Here is a 15820-nt window from a genome sequence, read left to right as displayed (position 1 = left end):
CATCGAGGAGCGAGCCCTACTCATCGACAGTCGTCGATGTGCTGACCATAACCAAGAGATCGACGTGTGTCACTATTGACGCATGTCGATGTCTGGAACCGTTCGTGGTTCGTCCGACGCTCCCGAGGCCGTTTCCGAAGCCGTTTCCGAGAGCGCGCTGGCGTGCTGTACGCCGCTGTCGCGCGAGCCGATGACGGCCGAGCAGGCAGCCCAGGTGGCGCCGCTGCTCAAGGCGCTCGCCGACCCGGTGCGGCTGCGGCTGATGTCGATGGTGCTCTCGCACGAGGACGCCGAGGCGTGCGTGTGCGATCTGCTGCCTGCGTTCGACCTGTCCCAGCCGACGATCAGCCACCACCTCAAGGTCCTGCACGAGGCCGGGCTGCTGGACCGGGAGAAGCGCGGCATCTGGGTCTACTACCAGGCCCGGCCGGCGGCGATGCAGGCGATGGCCACGCTGTTCACGACCGCCGGGTTCACGACCGCCGGGTTCACGACCGCCGGCCTCGCGCTGCCCCCGAGCGCGCAGCCCGTGGGCGCCGGAGCATGAGCGACCTCTCCCAGGAGCGCGCTGGCACCCCTGAGTCGGCAGTGGCGGGGGAGGACGCCGCCGTACTCCAGCGGCTCTCGGTGCTGGACCGGTTCCTCCCGGTCTGGATCCTCGCGGCGATGGTGGCCGGCCTGGTGCTCGGCCGGACCGTCGAGGGGCTCGACGACGCGCTGTCGAAGGTCGAGGTCGGGTCCGTCTCGCTGCCGATCGCGATCGGGCTGCTGGTGATGATGTACCCGGTCCTGGCCAAGGTCCGCTACGACGAGCTCGGCCACGTCACCGGCGACCGCAGGCTCTTGGTCTCCTCGATCGTCCTGAACTGGATCCTCGGCCCGGCGCTGATGTTCGCGCTGGCCTGGCTGCTGCTGCCGGACCTGCCCGAGTACCGCACCGGGCTGATCATCGTCGGGCTCGCCCGCTGCATCGCGATGGTGCTGATCTGGAACGACCTCGCCTGCGGGGACGGCGAGGCGGCCGCGATCCTGGTCGCGCTCAACGCGGTCTTCCAGATCGTCGCGTTCGCGGGGCTCGGCTACTTCTACCTCGAGCTGCTCCCCGGCTGGCTCGGCCTCGACCAGACCGGGCTCGAGGTCTCGGTGTGGAGCATCGCCGCGAGCGTCCTGGTCTTCCTGGGCATCCCGCTGCTCGCGGGCTTCCTCACCCGCACGCTCGGGGAGCGGGCGCGGGGTCGGGAGTGGTACGAGTCCCGCTTCCTGCCGCGGATCGGCCCGACGGCGCTGTACGGGCTGCTGTTCACGATCGTCATCCTGTTCGCGCTCCAGGGCGACACGATCACCAGCAAGCCACTCGACGTCGCCCGGATCGCCCTGCCACTGCTCGCCTACTTCGCGATCATGTGGGGCGGGTCGTTCCTCCTCGGCTACCGGCTGCGGATGACGTACCGGCGGACGACCGCGCTCGCCTTCACCGCCGCCGGCAACAACTTCGAGCTCGCGATCGCGGTCGCGATCGGCGTCTTCGGGGTCACCTCCGGCGAGGCGCTCGCCGGAGTCGTGGGCCCCCTCATCGAGGTCCCGGTCCTGGTCGGCCTGGTGTACGTCGCGCTCTGGGCCCGGCGCCGCTTCTATCCGTCGGCCTCGCCCTCGCACGCCGGGGCCTCCCGATGACCGGCACCCCCGAGGTCCTCTTCGTCTGCGTCCACAACCAGGGCCGCTCCCAGATGGCCGCCGCGCTCCTGGACCATCACGCCGCGGGTCGGGTCCGCGTCCGCTCGGCCGGCTCCGAACCCGCCGACTCGGTCAACCGGGCGGTCGTCGCGGTGATGGCCGAGCTCGGCATCGACATCTCCCGAGAGCTCCCCAGGAAGCTCCTGACCGAGGACGTGGCGGCCTCGGACGTCGTCGTCACCATGGGCTGCGGCGATGCCTGCCCCATCTTTCCCGGGAAGCGCTACGAGGACTGGGCACTGCCCGACCCCTCGGGCCAGGGGCCGGACGCCGTCCGCGAGATCCGTGACGAGATCGATCGGCGGGTGCGGGAGCTTCTCGCCAGCCTGGTCTGACTCGGGCCGGTGCTCCGGGGGGTGGCAGGCGGTGAGGTCTCCTCGGCCAGCCGGACGAGGTATCCGGCCACGTCGTCGGGACGGCTCAGGTTGACGCAGTGCCCGCTGGCGATCTCGTCGGGCGCCACGAGGCCGAGACGCTCGGCGGCGACTCGCCGCTGGACCTCGGGAGGGATGAAGCGGTCGTGGCTCGTCACCAGGTACCGCACCTCGCCGGTCGGCCGCGCCGCTGGGGGACTGGGGGTGCTCCCGAGCCTCTCGCTGGTGGGTCGCTCCCGCGCCATCGCCTGGGTCGCGAGGTCGACGGGGACGTCGTGGTAGAAGGCGACCATCGGATCGGGACTGCCGGTGAGGCCGTCGTCGCGCCCGGCCGCTTCCTCCACCGCTGCGGACCACCCGACGTTCTCGAACCAGTCCGCCGGGGTCTCGCCAGGCTCGGGCACCATCGCCGCCACGAAGACCTGCAGCACCGGGGCCACCCGCTCGGCCGCGAGTGGCAGGACGAAACCGCCTGAGGAGTGCCCCACCAGCACCACGTCGCGGCCGCTTCCGACCGCGCGCACGATGGCCTCGGCGCAGTCCTCCCAGGTCGCGTCCTCGCGGTCCGTCGGCAGGTCCGGCGCGACCGCGTCATGGCCGCGCTCCCTGAGCGCCTGCTGGACGAGGTGCCAGGCCCAGCCGCCATCGCCCGAGCCGTGCACGAGTGCGAACGTCGCCATGTCGGTGAGACCCCGAGGTGCCGGGGGATTCATCGGCGGACAGGCCGGAAGTGGGCACCGGGCGGGGCGCAGAGTCCCCGGCCCTGGAGGACATCTGCACTACGCTCCGCGGGTGGCGACCAAGGCGTACGACGGACGATGGGTCGCCCGGGCCGTGGCACCCCGGCCCTCGGGTGCGGGGTCTTCCCGTTGCTGAACTCGTCGGCGTACTTCCTGGGTGCTGCCATGACTCTCATCCTTCGGTGGAATGAGCGCCTCCATCAGACCCGGCACGCGGCAGCTCGATGGTGATCTCGTCGCCGAGCCGGGCGTCATCGCACAGGTCGAGGTGGTCGCCGGACCAGAACTTGCCCGGGTCGTAGTAGTTCGACGGCCGGCTGCCGTCCAGCAGACCCATCGCGGTGTAGGTCGCTGCCACGACCTCGGCGCAGTAGGTCTCCTCGATGCCGGCAGGTCGCCGCAATCGGCCGCGCAGCCACCGGGCAGCCAGCGACGCCGTGGCCGGGAACGGGGTGCCCGCCATCTGGGCAACGGTCCGCAGGGCGGCGTCCTCCTGCGCACGGGTGACGGGGGAGTGGAGCTGTCGCAGCCACGCGTGCTGTTGGTACCGGCCCGTCCACTGCAGCACTGCCTGGCTGGCGTCGTGCAGCTGCGCCCCGCGGTGGTGGGTCCCTGTCCACACGTCCACGAGTCCCTGTCCGAGCTCGGCATGCCACATGAGCGGCGGCAGGTCGTCGAGAACAATCGTCATCCCCACGTGGTTGACAGGGGCGTTGGTGAGCGCCCGGATGGTCTGGTCAGCCGGGGACGTGCCGCGGAACAACCACAGGTCTCCGGTCCGAGTGGTGTCCAGTGCCTCGTCCAGGGCAAGGCTGTGGTTGCCTGTGCTGGCCAAGATGGAGGTGCTCCTGCCGTGTCGAAGATCTGGAAACTGGTCGGGTTGGCTGGGTTGGTCGGCGTCGCCGCCACCGGTGCGGCCGTCGCTCGCGACTCGCGTACCCGATCCCAGTTGAGCGCTGAGGAGGTGCGCGACCGGCTCCACGCCCGCTATGAGGACGTTGTGGCTGCGGGCGCAGACACTGAGGCACCCACCCCGGTGGGAGGCGCTGACCGCGAGCGTAGGCACTGGCTCCGAGGTGCGTGGAGCCGCCACGCCGGTCATTGGCGGGCAGGTCCGACACGGCGTGGACGCCGAGCGCCACGCTGACTGCGAAGCTCGCACCACGGCGTTCGAAGTAGCCGGCGAGCAGCAGCTGGACCACGACGGACGCCGATCCAGCGACAACCGACGGCCACGCATCCCGGTATCACCGCGCCTGCTCAGCCAACGACGGCATGCGCCTTGGCAGGTCAGAGGGGTGAAGTGCGGACGGGCTGGCCTGTAGGCCGGGTTCTGTCCCCGGGGCCCTTGCGGGCGTCCGGGGGGCGACCATCCATCTACGGCTGCCGTTGCCGGCAGCCTCCAGCGGTCTACCCGCGCACTCGGGCGGGCCGCCCTCGAACGTGCGCGCGTCGCGGCCGGAACCGCGACTTCTTGACCTTGCTCCGGGTGGGGTTTGCCTAGCCGATCCGGTCACCCGGATCGCTGGTGGGCTCTTGCCCCACCGTTTCACCCTTACCGCCCGGCAAGCCGGGAGGCGGTTTGTTTTCTGTGGCACTGTCCCGCGGGTCACCCCGGGTGGGTGTTACCCACCACCCTGCCCTGTGGAGCCCGGACCTTCCTCGGCGTACCCCGAAGGGTGCGACGCGGTCGCCCGGCCAGCCCATCCGCAGGGCAAGGATGACACACCGCGGCCCCGGCTAGGTTGGGCGCCATGGACGAGTTCGAGGAGCTGAAGGCCCCGCCGATCGTGTTCCCCGGCCAGCGGGGCCACGAGGCGGCGTACCGCACCGCCCACGACCTGCTCGCGCGCCGCGCGCCCGTGGAGGCGTTGGAAGTCATCGAGCCGGCGCTGGCCGAGGAGCCCGGCAACAGCGGGCTGCGCTCGCTGCGTGCCTGGGCCTACCTGATCCGCGCCCAGCTCGGGCGGGCCGAGGCGGAGCTGCGTGCCCTCGCCGAGGAGCGGCCGGACGACGACTGGGTGCACCACGCGCTGGGCCGGGCGCTGGAGCGCCAGTCGGAGTACGCCGCGGCGCTGCCGCACCTGCGCCTGGCCGCCGCGATGACCGGCGATCCCGAGCACGAGGTCGCCGTGCTCCGGGTCGAGCGGCGGCTGGCCGAGACCGGCGAGCGCTCCTTCGACGACCTCGCCTGACGGCGGCGCCGGTCAGCTCGCCGCGCGGCGGTGCCACAGGATGGCGGCCCCCGCCAGCGCGGCCAGCACCAGGACCCCGACACCGATCGCCACGGCAGCCCCGGGCCCGCCCTCGTCGCTGCCGCCGGCCGCGGCTTCGGCGCCGCCGTCCGCGTCCGCGTCGTCCGACTCATTGTCGGACGGGCTCGCCGAGTCGCCGGTCGCGGTGCCCTCGCCGTCGGCCTCGCCAGCACCGTCCGTGATGCTCCAGGTCGCCCCGTCGGCGTACGTCGGGCCCGCGGCGGGCTCGCCGATGACCTCCACGTTGAGGGTGAACGGGATCTCGAGGGTGTGGTCCTGCTTCTGCACGCTCACGCTGACGTAGTAGTCGCCCGCCGCGGTCACGTCCGCGCCACCGTTGAACTTCGCGCTGCGGATCTCCGACGGCGCGCGGCTGACTGCCGGGATCGCCGTCTGCAGGGTCGTGCCGTCGGCGGAGCCCAGCCACTCGGAGCCGTCGACGTAACCCAGCTGCGCCTGCAGCGGGTTGAACAGCGTCAGGTTGGCGCTCGGCGGGAACCGGCCGAACTGCTCGGCGAGCTCGCCGCCGGCCTCCGGGAACTCCACGCTGACCTGCGCCGCCTGCCCGAAGTCGAGCGGAACCTTGTAGAACAGCACCTCGCCGGGCACGACGGTGCTCGACCAGCTGCCCGTCTCGATCTCGGGGGCAGCGTCGAACGACGCTGCGCCCTCGACCTTCTGGACCGGCCCGCTCACGTGAGGGGCGGCGACCGACAGGTTGGCGAGCGCCGGGTCGCTGAAGCCGACCTCCTCGACCGGGGGCTCCTCGGTCACGACCAGGCCGAACGGCACCTCCTCGGTCCCGCCGCGCGCCCGGGAGACGGTCAGGACGTACTCGCCGGGCTCGTGGCAGCCCTCGACGTTCGACGAGCCGAGGTCCGCTCCGGCGGTCAGCTGGACGCCCATCACCTCACGCACGTCGATGGCGGTCCGGTTGGCGCTGGCGTAGTCGCAGCGCCCGGCGGGCCCGGTGACCTCGGCGATCACCCCGTCGAGGAACCCCGTCTCGCCCTGGGAGAGCGCCGCGACGCGCAGGGTGGTCCCGGCCGTCTCGCGGGTGAACACGTAGCTCTTCGAGTCACCCGACGCTCCGAGGGAGTCGACGTACTCGCCGACCGCGATCGGGGTCGGCGAGCTCTCGGGACCGCCGACGATCGGCTCGCCGGTCAGCGTGAAGGGCTGCACCGCGCGAGCCGCGACGCGGGTCAGGCGGCTCTCGATGTCCGCGGCGCTGTCGGCGTCGTAGTAGGTGCCGTTGCCCTGCTCGGCGATGCACTGCAGCTGCTGGCGGGCCTTGCCGGAGACCGACAGCCCGACCACGTCGATGCGCAGGTCGATGCCGGTCTTCTGCAGCTCTGCGGCCACCCGGCACGGGTCCGGGTCGCAGGTCGACTCGCCGTCGGAGACCAGCACGATCGACCGGGCGCCCTCGTCGCCGAGATCCTTGGCGGCCTCGGTGAGCGCGTGCGGGATCGGGGTCTCGCCGTACGGCTCGTAGGCGCCGACCGCGGCGCGCAGGGCGTCGCGGTTGCCGGTGCCGGGCTCGACCACGACCTGGCTGTCGGTGCACGAGCCCGGGTCGGTGCGCGAGAACACCTTCGCGCCGAAGACCCGGAGCCCCACCTGGGCCTCGTCCGGGAGGCCCTCGACCACCGTCGTGAGCGCCCTGCGGGCCGCCGCGATCTTGGTCTGGCCGCCGCCGGCCGGCTCGGCCATGGAGCCCGAGGCGTCCAGGAGCAGCATCATCCGGCCGTACCCGTCGTCCTCGGCGACCGCAGCGGCTGCGGCCGGGCCGGGTGCCGGGGCGGCGGCCGCGCCGACCGTCCCGGAGGTCACGGCGATCAGGAGTACGGCGAGGCCGGCCAGATGATGTCGGGGCTCGAGGCGCATGGCCTCGTCCTGCCCACAAGTCGATGCGGCGACACCTGGCGCCGGGGGACACGCCGGGGTCTGGCTCTGGCGTTCTGGTCTGACCCGCTCGTGGCAGCGGTGAGCCTGCCACCGTTCTCGTCGTGGAAACGGTGGCAGGCTCACCGCCAGGGGCCGGACGGCGTTCGAAACGGTGGCAGGCTCACCGCTGGGGTCAGGACGGCCGGCTCACGCCTCGGTGAGCACCTCGGCGCCGGTGGGGGTGACGACCAGCATGTGCTCGAACTGGGCGCTGGGACGCCGGTCGCGGGTGACGACCGTCCAGCCGTCGTCCCACATCTCCCACTCGTGGGTGCCGAGGTTCAGCATCGGCTCGATCGTGAACGTCATGCCGACCTCGATCAGGTCGTCGTGCTCCGGGTCGTCGTAGTGCGGCACGACCAGGCCGGAGTGGAACGACGTCCCGATGCCGTGACCGGTGAACTCGCGGACCACGCCGTAGCCGAACCGCTTCGCGTAGGACTCGATGACCCGCCCGATCACGTTGATCCGCCGGCCGGGCTTCACCGCGTTGATGCCCCGGCGCAGCGCCTCCCGGGTGTGCTCGACGAGCTGGCGGGTCTCCTCGTCGACGTCGCCGGCCAGGAAGGTGGCGTTGGTGTCGCCGTGCACGCCGTCGAGGTAGGCGGTGACGTCGATGTTGACGATGTCGCCGTCCTCGACGACCCGGCCGTCCGGGATGCCGTGGCAGACCACCTCGTTGACGCTCGAGCACAGCGACTTCGGGAAGCCGCGGTAGCCCAGCGTCGAGGGGTAGGCGCCGTGGTCGCAGAGGAACTCGTGGCCGATCCGGTCCAGCTCGTCGGTCGTGACGCCCGGGACCACGTGGGACCCCACCAGGTCGCGGCACTGGGCGGCCAGCCGACCCGCGACCCGCATCCGCTCGATGGTCCCGGTGTCCTGCACGTGGCTGCCGGTGTACGGCGTCGGCGCCGGGCGGTCGACGTACTCCGGGCGCGCGATGTGCGCGGGAACCGGTCGACGCGGCGAGATGGACGCGGGAGCCACGGGAGTCACGGTGCGGAAGTGTAGTTTCGGGCCATGAGTGACGGCGAGTTCTGGTTCTGCCTCAAGCACCACACGGTCGAGGGACGCGACGGGTGCCGCAACGCGGACCGGCTGGGTCCCTACACCACCGAGCTCGAGGCGAGCCGCGCCCTGGAGAACGTCGAGGCACGCAACGAGGCCTGGGACAACGACCCGGACTGGAACGACGACGCCGACGCTCCCCGCGACTGAGGTGGCGAAGTACCGCCCCTACAACCCCAACGCCACCTCGCCGTGGCCGTTCGTGGGCATGGCCGGGATGGCCGCGGTCTTCTTCCTGTACGCCGCCAGCTGGCTCGTCGCGCCCTGGTGGGGCGTGGCCGGGCTGCTGGCGCTGTGGCTGGTGCTGTTCGTCCAGGCCTGTCGCTGGTGGACGCCGCGGCCCACCTGGGTGCTCGCGGTGCCGGTGGTCGCGGGGGTGGCGTGGTTCGTCGTCATCCTCGCCGGTGCGGTCTGGGGTGGCTGGGGCGCCTGAGCGGGGGGCTCGACACGCTCGCTGCGCTCGCGGCTCGACCACCGGTTCGACCGCCGCGGCTCGCTGCGTTCGCGGCTCGACCACCGGTCGACCACCGGCTCGACCACCGCGGCTCGCCGCCGCCGGGGCACCTCGTCGCCCATCCGCGGCTCAGCGCGGGCTGACCCGCAGCACCTGGTCGCGGCCCTCGCCGTTGGCGGTCGTCACCAGCAGGTCGCCGTTCGGCGCGCTGGTCACCGACCGGAGCCGGCCGTACCGGCGCAGCGCCTGCGGGGCCCGCGCCGAGCGGAACCGGCCGCGCCGGTCGAACTTCAGGAACACCAGTCGCTGCCCCGCGAGCGCGGCCACCGCCAGGGTGCCGCGCAGGGAGCCCCACGCGCGACCGCGGACGAAGGTGCCGCCGCTGGTGGCGATCGTCGGGCGCCCCGAGCGCCAGCGCGCGCCCCGCTGCCGGCCGGGCAGGCGCTGGTCGGTCATCGGCACCGACTCGTTGTAGCCGGGGACCGGGTGCCACCCGTAGTCGCCGCCCTTGACCAGCAGGTTCACCTCGTCGTCGCGGAAGCTGCCGTGCTCGATCGACCACACCGAGCCGTCGCTGCGCTGGGCCAGGCCCTGGACGTTGCGGTGGCCGTAGGTCAGCACCAGGCGCTTGCGGCGCGAGGCCGAGCGCGCGTATGGGTTGCTCGGCCAGGCGCGTCCGGTGGTGCGGTCCACGCGCAGCGTCTTGCCGCCCAGCGAGCGCAGGTTGCGGGGGTTGCGGCCGACCGCGGCGTCGCCGGTGCCGATCACCAGGGCGCCGCTGCGCAGGATCAGCAGCCGGCAGCCGCCGTGCCGGCCGTTCCTGGTGGGGAGACCCTTGACCAGGGTCCGGAACCGGGCGGCGCGCCGGAGGTCGGCGTCCAGGCGCCAGGCGACCACCCGGATGTCGTGACGCCCGCCGCTGCGGCGGGCGCCCTGGCAGGTGTAGATGCGTCGGTTGGCGGCGAAGCCGGGGTCGACCGCCAGCGACATCAGCCCGGTCTCGTCCGAGCGCCACACCGAGCCGCTGGGGAAGTCGACGGCGCGCTGGCCGCCGTCGGCGTCGATCAGCAGCAGCCGGGCCCGGTCCCGCTCGGTGACCAGCAGCCGGCCGTCCCCGACCGGCTGGACGTCCCAGGGGATGTCCAGACCGCCGGCCACTCGACGTACGTCGAGGCCGGGGGCCCGGCGCACCTCGGGAGCCGGCGCCGACGTGGCTCGGTGCTCCGCGACCGGCGCCGCGGCCGACGAGCCGGAGGTTGGCGCGGCGACGAGCAGCCCGAGCGGAAGGACCAGGACCGAGGCGACCGCGAGCCTGCGCATCTCGCGACTCTAGTTCCGGGACGCACCCGGGGAAAGGGCCCTCAGAAGGTGTGCTCGGGCCCGGGGAAGGTGCCGGCGCGGACGTCGGCGGCGTACTCGCGGGCGCCCTCGAGGAGGACCGCATGCACGTCGGCGTACTGCTTGACGAAGCGCGCCATCCGCCCGGTGCGCAGCCCGAAGGCGTCCTGCCAGACCAGCACCTGGCCGTCGCACTGGTTGCCGGCGCCGATGCCGATCGTGGGGATCGCGAGCTCGCGGGTGACCTCGCCGGCGACGTCGCCGGGGACCATCTCCATCACGACCGCGAACGCGCCGGCCGCCTGGACCGCCTTGGCGTCGTCGAGGATCCGCTGGGCGCTCTCGCCGCGGCCCTGGACCCGGTAGCCGCCGAGGGTGTGCTCGCTCTGAGGGGTGAAGCCGATGTGGGCCATGACCGGTACGCCGCCGCGGGTGAGCCGCTCGATCTGGGGCGCCATCTCGGTGCCGCCCTCGAGCTTCACGCAGTGCGCGCCGCCCTCCTTCATGAAGCGCACCGCGGTGTCGTAGGCCTGCTCCGGCGAGCCCTGGTAGGACCCGAAGGGCAGGTCGCCGACGACCAGGGCCCGGTGCGCCGAGCGAGCGACCGCGCGGGTGAGCGGGAGCAGCTCGTCGACAGTGACCGGGAGCGAGGTCTCGTTGCCGAGGACGTTGTTGGAGGCGCTGTCACCGACGAGCAGCACCTCGATGCCGGCCTCGTCGAAGGTCTGCGCGGTGTACTGGTCGTAGGCGGTGAGCATCGCGAACCGCTCGCCGCGCTCCTTCATCTCCCGCAGGTGGTGGGTCCGGACCCGCTTCGCCGGGGACGCGGGCTTCGCCGCGCCGGTTCCGTACGGCGCGGTCTCCTCCGGGCTGGGCTGTGCGCTCATGTCGAGCTCTCCTCGGGTGTCATCTCGCAGCTCCCTGACGGAGTCCACGGACTCCGGTCAGGCTAGCCCCGGACAACCGGGAGAGCTGCTGTGAGGGTCCTCACCAGCGGCTCAGGCCCGGGTCGAGCTCCCGGCGGCGTCGGCCGCGGCCTCGAGGTCGGCCACCACGATCCGGCGCATCCCCAGCATCGCCTCCATCGCCGCGTTGGCGCGGGCCGGGTCGGGGTCCTGGAGCAGCGAGTACAGCCGGGTCGGCACGATCTGCCAGGAGAGCCCGAACCGGTCCTTGAGCCAGCCGCACATCGACTCCTCGCCGCCGTCCACGAGGCTGTCCCAGTAGTAGTCGACCTCGGTCTGGTCGGCGCAGTCGACCTGGAAGGAGACCGCCTCGCTGAACGTGAACTGCGGGCCGCCGTTGATCCCGTGGAACCGCAACCCGTCGAGGTCGAAGTCGGCGGCCACGACGGTGCCGGTCTCCCCGCGGCTGGCCTCGGTGTTGCGCAGGACGTTGCCGACGGAGGATCTCGGGAAGATCCGGGTGTAGAACGCCATCGCGGCCTCGAGATCGTCGTCGAACCACAGGCAGGGGCTGATCGTGCTGGTCGTGCTCATCGCGGTGCTCCTCGGTCCGGCCGGGCTGGTGCGCCGGCATGCACAGGGCCAGACTCCGATACGGACGAGAACTCATCGTCAACCCGGAACAGCCCGCCCTGCCCGCCCGATCCAGCCCGTCCTGGTCCAGTCTTGAGGAGGCCTGCATGTGGTGCGACGTCGCCGCGGAGAGCTACGACCGCTTCATGGGCCGGTACGCCGGCCCGCTGGCCGACCGGTTCCTGGACCTGGCCCGGGTGCGGCCGGGGCAGCGGGTGCTCGATGTCGGCTGCGGCCCCGGCACGCTGACGACCCGGCTGGTGGACCGGCTCGGCGCCGCCGCCGTCGCCGCGGTGGATCCCTCGCCGCCGTTCCTCGAGGCGGTCCGGGAGCGCTGCCCGGGGGTGGTCGCGCGCGAGGCTGCCGCGGAGGACCTGCCGTTCGCGGACGGCTCCTTCGACGTGGCCCTGGCCAGCCTGGTCGTGCACTTCATGGCCGACCCCGTCGCCGGGCTGCGGGAGATGGGCCGCGTCGTCGGCACGGGCGGCCTGATCGGCGCCAGCGTGTGGGACCACGCCAGTGAGACCGGCCCGCTCGCGACGTTCTGGTCGACGGTGCGCGAGCTCGACCCCGGGGCGACGACCGAGGCCGGCCTGGCAGGCGTCGCCGAGGGCGCGCTGGCGGAGCTGTGCGACGACGCGGGGCTGCGGGTGGTCGACGTCGACCGGCTCACGGTCACCGTCGGCTACGAGTCCTTCGCGCAGTGGTGGGAGCCCTTCACGCTCGGGGTCGGTCCGGCCGGCGCGCGGGTCCAGGCGCTGTCGGCCGACCACCGGGAGGCGCTGCGGGGCACGCTGGAACGGCGGCTCGGGACCGGGGCGTTCGAGGTCCGGGCCTCGGCCTGGACGGTGCTGGCCCGACCGTGAGCGGGCCCCGGCGTCCGGGCGTCCGCATGCGGAGGTCGGCGTCTGGGAAACTGCCCGCCGTGGACTTCTACAGCGCCTACGCCCACGGGTTCGCGCGGGTCGCCGCCTGCACGATGCCGATCGCGATCGCGGACCCGGCGACCAACGCCCGCACGGTGCTCGAGCTGGCCCGGGCCTGCCACGAGGACGCCGTGGCGGTGGCCGTCTTCCCGGAGCTGTGCCTCAGTGGCTACGCCCTCGACGACCTGTTCCTCCAGGACCCGCTGCTCGACGCGGTTCGGGACGCGGTCGCGGAGGTGGTCGCGGCCTCGGCCGACCTGACGCCGGTGCTGGTCGTCGGCGCGCCCCTGGCCCACGGCAACCGGGTGCTCAACACCGCCGTCGTCATCCACGGCGGCCGGATCCTCGGCGTCGCGCCGAAGTCCTACCTGCCCACCTACCGGGAGTTCTACGAGCGCCGCTGGTTCGCTCCCGGCGACGACATCACCGGCACCATCGTGCTGGCCGGTCAGGAGGTCCCGATCGGGTCCGACCTGCTCTTCGCGGCCACCGACGTGCGCGGCCTGGTGCTGCACGCCGAGGTCTGCGAGGACATGTGGGTGCCGGTGCCGCCCAGCGCGGAGGCGGCGCTGGCCGGCGCCACCGTGCTCGCCAACCTCTCCGGCAGCCCGATCACCGTCGGCCGCGCCGAGGACCGCCGGCTGATGGTCCGCTCGGCGTCCTCGCGCTGCCTGGCCGCCTACGTGTACGCCGCGGCGGGGCAGGGGGAGTCCACGACCGACCTGTCCTGGGACGGCCAGACGATGGTCTACGAGCACGGCGAGCTGCTGGGGGAGACCGAGCGGTTCCCCGACGGCCCCCGGCGTACGGTCGTCGACGTCGACCTGGACCGGATCCGCCTGGAGCGGCTGCGCACCGGCACCTTCGACGACAACCGGCGGGGCCTCGAGGCTCGCTCGACGGGCCGCGGCTTCCGCACCGTCGAGTTCCAGCTCGCCCCGCCCGGCGGGGATGTGGGCCTGCGCCGCAAGGTGGACCGGTTCCCGTTCGTCCCGGACGACGCCGAGCGGCTGGCGCAGGACTGCTACGAGGCCTACAACATCCAGGTCTCCGGACTGGAGCAGCGGCTGCGCTCGATCGGCCAGCCCAAGATCGTGATCGGCATCAGCGGCGGCCTGGACTCCACGCACGCGCTGATCGTGGCCGCGAAGGCCATGGACCGCCTCGGCCGGCCCCGCACCGACATCCACGGGTTCACGCTTCCGGGCTTCGCCACCGGCGAGACCACCAAGGGCAACGCGTGGCGGCTGGCCGAGTCGCTCGGCATCACGATGGAGGAGCTGGACATCAAGCCGGCCGCCGGCCAGATGCTCGCCGACCTCGGGCACCCGTACGCCGCCGGGGAGGAGGTCTACGACGTCACGTTCGAGAACGTCCAGGCCGGCCTGCGCACCGACTACCTCTTCCGACTCGCCAACCACCGCGGCGGCATCGTGCTCGGCACCGGAGACCTCTCCGAGCTGGCGCTGGGCTGGTGCACCTACGGCGTGGGCGACCAGATGTCGCACTACACGGTGAACTCGGGGATCCCCAAGACGCTGATCCAGCACCTGATCCGCTGGGTGATCAGCACCTCCCAGTTCGAGGCGGAGACCGACAAGGTTCTCGAGGAGATCGTGGACCAGGAGATCACCCCCGAGCTGATCCCGACCCGGGAGGACCAGCTGCCGCAGTCCACGGAGTCCTCGGTGGGCCCGTACTCGCTGCAGGACTTCACGCTCTTCCACGTCCTGCGCTACGGGCACCGCCCCGCGCGGATCGCGTTCCTCGCCTGGCACGCCTGGCGCGACGCAGAGGCGGGCAGCTGGCCGCCGAACTTCCCCGAGGACCGCCGCGTCGCCTTCGACCTCGGGGAGGTCCGCGGCTGGCTGGACGTGTTCATCCGCCGGTTCTTCGCCAGCCAGTTCAAGCGCTCCGCGCTGCCGAACGGACCCAAGGTCAGCGCCGGCGGCACCCTGTCCCCGCGCGGGGACTGGCGGATGCCGTCCGACGCCAGCCCGGCCGCCTGGCTCGCCGACCTGGAGCGGGTGCCGCAGCGCTGATCCTGCGCCCGCGGGCGCGGCCGCGGGGCCGCGGGGCTGTGCCCTAGGCTGCCGCCATGGGCAAGCAGGAAGACTTCGTTCTCCGGGCGCTCGAGGAGCGTGACGTCCGGTTCGTCCGGCTCTGGTTCACCGACGTCCTCGGGTTCCTCAAGTCCGTGGCGGTCGCGCCGGCCGAGCTCGAGGGCGCGTTCGCGGAGGGCATCGGCTTCGACGGCTCCGCGATCGAGGGCTTCGCGCGGGTCTTCGAGTCCGACATGCTCGCGATGCCCGACCCCTCGACGTTCCAGATCCTGCCCTGGCGCAGCGGCGACGGCCCGTCGACGGCGCGGATGTTCTGCGACATCTTCATGCCCGACGGCTCCCCGTCGTACGCCGACCCGCGCTACGTCCTCAAGCGCACCCTGGGCCGGGCCGCCGACAAGGGGTTCACCTTCTACACCCACCCCGAGATCGAGTTCTACCTGTTCAAGGACGTCCCGGTCGCCGGGGCGGAGCCGGTGCCGGTCGACCGCAGCGGCTACTTCGACCACACCGCCCAGACCCACGGCGCCGACTTCCGCCGCGAGGCGATCACGATGCTCGAGGCGATGGGCATCTCGGTGGAGTTCAGCCACCACGAGGGCGGCCCGGGCCAGCAGGAGATCGACCTGCGGTACGCCGACGCGCTGAGCACCGCCGACAACATCATGACCTTCCGCACCGTGGTGCGGGAGGTGGCGCTGAGTCAGGGCGTGTGGGCCTCGTTCATGCCCAAGCCGTTCACCACCCATCCCGGCTCCGGCATGCACACCCACGTCTCGCTGTTCGAGGGCGACCAGAACGCCTTCCACGAGCCGGGCGCGGAGTACCAGCTCTCCAAGGTCGGGCGGCAGTTCATCGCCGGCCTGCTGCGCCACGCCAACGAGATCAGCGTGGTCACCAACCAGTGGGTGAACAGCTACAAGCGGATGATGTTCGGCGGTGAGGCGCCCTCCTACATCTGCTGGGGCCACAACAACCGCTCCGCGATGGTCCGCATCCCCATGTACAAGCCCACCAAGGGTCAGTCCACCCGGGTCGAGGTGCGCAGCCTGGACGCCGCCAGCAACCCCTACCTGGCGTTCGCGGTCGTGCTGGCCGCCGGCATGAAGGGCATCGAGGAGGGCTACGAGCTGCCCCGCGAGGCCGAGGACGACGTCTGGTCGCTGACCGAGCGGGAGCGCAAGGCACTCGGCATCCAGCCGCTGCCGCGCAGCCTGTCCGAGGCGATCAGCGTCGCCGAGGACTCCGAGCTGCTGGCCGAGACCCTCGGCGAGCACGTCTTCGACTTCTTCCTGCGCAACAAGCGCGCCGAGTGGGACGAGTACCGCGGCCAGGTCTCCGCCTTCGAGCGCGACCGGATGCTGCCGGTGCTCTGATCCG

16 protein-coding genes and 1 other RNA gene are annotated in these 15820 nt (G+C 72.4%); 9 read left to right on the top strand and 8 right to left on the bottom strand.

Features of this window, described 5'->3' with window-relative positions; translation table 11 throughout:
• The first annotated feature begins 190 nt into the window (after positions 1-190).
• Genes EBO35_RS12505 through EBO35_RS12495 form a run of 3 tightly spaced genes read left to right on the top strand, consistent with a single transcriptional unit; the run spans position 191 to position 2069 of the window.
• On the top strand, positions 191-547 hold the full coding sequence (locus EBO35_RS12505; protein ID WP_241153674.1) for an ArsR/SmtB family transcription factor: 357 nt from the start codon (positions 191-193) through the stop codon (positions 545-547).
• Positions 544-1674, top strand: coding sequence for an ACR3 family arsenite efflux transporter (arsB, locus tag EBO35_RS12500; protein WP_122818003.1), 1131 nt, complete (start codon positions 544-546; stop codon positions 1672-1674). The genes EBO35_RS12505 and arsB overlap by 4 nt, the downstream gene beginning before the upstream one ends.
• Positions 1671-2069: an arsenate reductase ArsC gene (locus tag EBO35_RS12495; protein ID WP_122818002.1), complete on the top strand. Its 399-nt coding sequence runs from the start codon at positions 1671-1673 to the stop codon at positions 2067-2069. The genes arsB and EBO35_RS12495 overlap by 4 nt, the downstream gene beginning before the upstream one ends.
• On the opposite strand, the gene EBO35_RS12490 is transcribed toward EBO35_RS12495, so the two are convergent.
• The 3 genes from EBO35_RS12490 to rnpB form a co-directional block, all read right to left on the bottom strand.
• Positions 1958-2788 (bottom strand): alpha/beta hydrolase, encoded by an 831-nt coding sequence (locus EBO35_RS12490; RefSeq protein WP_122818001.1) that lies wholly within the window; start codon positions 2786-2788, stop codon positions 1958-1960. The genes EBO35_RS12495 and EBO35_RS12490 overlap by 112 nt on opposite strands.
• Before the next feature lie 232 nt (positions 2789-3020).
• Positions 3021-3683, bottom strand: a complete 663-nt coding sequence (locus EBO35_RS12485) for a hypothetical protein (protein WP_122818000.1) — start codon at positions 3681-3683, stop codon at positions 3021-3023.
• A 471-nt stretch (positions 3684-4154) separates the two neighbouring features.
• An RNA gene (gene rnpB, locus EBO35_RS12475) (RNase P RNA component class A) lies at positions 4155-4554 on the bottom strand.
• 48 nt (positions 4555-4602) lie between these two features.
• Between rnpB and EBO35_RS12470 the strand changes: the two genes are divergently transcribed.
• Complete coding sequence (locus EBO35_RS12470; RefSeq protein ID WP_122817999.1) at positions 4603-5043, top strand: tetratricopeptide repeat protein; 441 nt, start codon at positions 4603-4605, stop codon at positions 5041-5043.
• Positions 5044-5055: 12 nt separating this feature from the next.
• Here EBO35_RS12470 and EBO35_RS12465 read toward each other — a convergent pair whose 3' ends face one another.
• Together EBO35_RS12465 and map are read right to left on the bottom strand one after the other, a co-directional pair.
• Complete coding sequence (locus EBO35_RS12465) at positions 5056-6993, bottom strand: vWA domain-containing protein (protein ID WP_122817998.1); 1938 nt, start codon at positions 6991-6993, stop codon at positions 5056-5058.
• A gap of 207 nt (positions 6994-7200) precedes the next feature.
• Positions 7201-8049: a type I methionyl aminopeptidase gene (gene map / locus EBO35_RS12460; protein ID WP_122817997.1), complete on the bottom strand. Its 849-nt coding sequence runs from the start codon at positions 8047-8049 to the stop codon at positions 7201-7203.
• Positions 8050-8073: 24 nt separating this feature from the next.
• On the opposite strand from map, the gene EBO35_RS12455 reads away from it, so the two are divergent.
• Entirely contained in the window at positions 8074-8271 is a 198-nt protein-coding gene (locus EBO35_RS12455) for a hypothetical protein (protein WP_122817996.1), read from the top strand.
• Position 8272: 1 nt separating this feature from the next.
• Entirely contained in the window at positions 8273-8554 is a 282-nt protein-coding gene (locus EBO35_RS12450; protein ID WP_122817995.1) for a hypothetical protein, read from the top strand.
• A gap of 150 nt (positions 8555-8704) precedes the next feature.
• Here EBO35_RS12450 and EBO35_RS12445 read toward each other — a convergent pair whose 3' ends face one another.
• The 3 genes from EBO35_RS12445 to EBO35_RS12435 form a co-directional block, all read right to left on the bottom strand.
• Positions 8705-9895 carry a PQQ-dependent sugar dehydrogenase gene (locus EBO35_RS12445; protein ID WP_122817994.1) on the bottom strand — a complete coding sequence of 397 codons (1191 nt, stop codon included), beginning with the start codon at positions 9893-9895 and terminating at the stop codon, positions 8705-8707.
• Positions 9896-9936: 41 nt separating this feature from the next.
• Positions 9937-10800 (bottom strand): 3-methyl-2-oxobutanoate hydroxymethyltransferase, encoded by an 864-nt coding sequence (panB, locus tag EBO35_RS12440; protein WP_122817993.1) that lies wholly within the window; start codon positions 10798-10800, stop codon positions 9937-9939.
• A gap of 111 nt (positions 10801-10911) precedes the next feature.
• Positions 10912-11412, bottom strand: coding sequence for a VOC family protein (locus tag EBO35_RS12435; protein WP_122817992.1), 501 nt, complete (start codon positions 11410-11412; stop codon positions 10912-10914).
• 146 nt (positions 11413-11558) lie between these two features.
• On the opposite strand from EBO35_RS12435, the gene EBO35_RS12430 reads away from it, so the two are divergent.
• From EBO35_RS12430 to glnA, 3 genes are read left to right on the top strand one after another with little or no spacing between them, the layout of a single operon-like run.
• The gene (locus EBO35_RS12430) at positions 11559-12317 is read left to right on the top strand and encodes a class I SAM-dependent methyltransferase (RefSeq protein ID WP_122817991.1); all 759 of its coding nucleotides are present in this window, start codon (positions 11559-11561) and stop codon (positions 12315-12317) included.
• 26 nt (positions 12318-12343) lie between these two features.
• Positions 12344-14419, top strand: a complete 2076-nt coding sequence (locus EBO35_RS12425) for an NAD(+) synthase (RefSeq protein WP_122817990.1) — start codon at positions 12344-12346, stop codon at positions 14417-14419.
• A gap of 56 nt (positions 14420-14475) precedes the next feature.
• Positions 14476-15816, top strand: coding sequence for a type I glutamate--ammonia ligase (gene glnA / locus EBO35_RS12420; protein ID WP_122817989.1), 1341 nt, complete (start codon positions 14476-14478; stop codon positions 15814-15816).
• Positions 15817-15820: the final 4 nt, after the last annotated feature.

The organism is Nocardioides pantholopis (assembly GCF_003710085.1).
In the GTDB taxonomy this organism is placed as follows: Bacteria; Actinomycetota; Actinomycetes; order Propionibacteriales; family Nocardioidaceae; genus Nocardioides; species Nocardioides pantholopis.
This window is presented reverse-complemented; position numbering and strand designations above follow the sequence as displayed.

Coding starts and splice junctions, on each gene's coding strand:
- EBO35_RS12495 (WP_122818002.1), top strand. CDS start 1,671: ATGACCGGCACCCCCGAGGTCCTCTTCGTCTGCGTCCACAACCAGGGC.
- EBO35_RS12465 (WP_122817998.1), bottom strand. CDS start 6,993: ATGCGCCTCGAGCCCCGACATCATCTGGCCGGCCTCGCCGTACTCCTG.
- EBO35_RS12425 (WP_122817990.1), top strand. CDS start 12,344: ATGCGGAGGTCGGCGTCTGGGAAACTGCCCGCCGTGGACTTCTACAGC.
- EBO35_RS12430 (WP_122817991.1), top strand. CDS start 11,559: ATGTGGTGCGACGTCGCCGCGGAGAGCTACGACCGCTTCATGGGCCGG.
- arsB (WP_122818003.1), top strand. CDS start 544: ATGAGCGACCTCTCCCAGGAGCGCGCTGGCACCCCTGAGTCGGCAGTG.
- EBO35_RS12435 (WP_122817992.1), bottom strand. CDS start 11,412: ATGAGCACGACCAGCACGATCAGCCCCTGCCTGTGGTTCGACGACGAT.
- EBO35_RS12470 (WP_122817999.1), top strand. CDS start 4,603: ATGGACGAGTTCGAGGAGCTGAAGGCCCCGCCGATCGTGTTCCCCGGC.
- EBO35_RS12445 (WP_122817994.1), bottom strand. CDS start 9,895: ATGCGCAGGCTCGCGGTCGCCTCGGTCCTGGTCCTTCCGCTCGGGCTG.
- glnA (WP_122817989.1), top strand. CDS start 14,476: ATGGGCAAGCAGGAAGACTTCGTTCTCCGGGCGCTCGAGGAGCGTGAC.
- EBO35_RS12455 (WP_122817996.1), top strand. CDS start 8,074: ATGAGTGACGGCGAGTTCTGGTTCTGCCTCAAGCACCACACGGTCGAG.
- panB (WP_122817993.1), bottom strand. CDS start 10,800: ATGAGCGCACAGCCCAGCCCGGAGGAGACCGCGCCGTACGGAACCGGC.
- EBO35_RS12490 (WP_122818001.1), bottom strand. CDS start 2,788: ATGGCGACGTTCGCACTCGTGCACGGCTCGGGCGATGGCGGCTGGGCC.
- EBO35_RS12505 (WP_241153674.1), top strand. CDS start 191: ATGACGGCCGAGCAGGCAGCCCAGGTGGCGCCGCTGCTCAAGGCGCTC.